Below are 601 nucleotides of genomic sequence, written 5' to 3'. Positions count from 1 at the left end.
TGACCCTGGCGGCCCCTGGCGACTACAACGGTGACGGGCGGGAGGACCTGCTCGTGCGCTACGACCGTCCGGACGTCGGAGGTCTCTACGTGTTCCACGGAAGGGAGACGGACGAGGGCTTCGACATCAGCCTCACCGACCGGACCGCCATCGGCAGCAACTGGAGCGTCAACACCGTGCCCCGCTTCACGGCGGCACCCGATGCCAACAACAACGGGAAGTTCGACCTCTGGGCCACCACTCCCGGCAACGGACGCCTACGCTTCTTCGCCGACTACACCGCTAGCGGACACACCACCGTGTCCGGCGTCTCGGACGCGTTCCCCGGCTACCAGTCCATCGGCTGACTGATTGAGCCTCTTCGAGTTGGCCACCGATCGGGTGACGGGTCGTGAAGCGCAACGAGCGTGGCCCCCGAGCTGTTGATCGAGATGTCTGACGTCTCAATCACTCTGCTCGGGGGCCTCGTTGGTCATCCATCCTGCCGCACTCGACCTGCCGCACGCACTCGTGGAATGGGTGACCATGCTGATCGTCACCCGTGAGGGCAACTGGCGCTGCAAGCTCCGCCCATCACAGCGCGCGATGGTGGCACTGGTGT

1 protein-coding gene and 1 pseudogene are annotated in these 601 nt (G+C 65.2%); both read left to right on the top strand.

The window, feature by feature from the left end; translation table 11 throughout:
• Window positions 1–347: VCBS repeat-containing protein (locus A3Q37_RS35150; protein WP_141693650.1), on the top strand; the 347-nt coding region annotated here is incomplete at its 5' end.
• 121 nt (window positions 348–468) lie between these two features.
• A pseudogene (locus A3Q37_RS36265) lies at window positions 469–601 on the top strand (IS5/IS1182 family transposase); the annotation flags it as partial.

The organism is Streptomyces sp. PTY087I2 (genome assembly GCF_001687325.1).
Classification (GTDB): domain Bacteria; phylum Actinomycetota; class Actinomycetes; order Streptomycetales; family Streptomycetaceae; genus Streptomyces.
The sequence above is the reverse complement of the archived record's forward strand: the minus strand, read 5'-3'. Positions and strand labels throughout refer to the sequence as shown.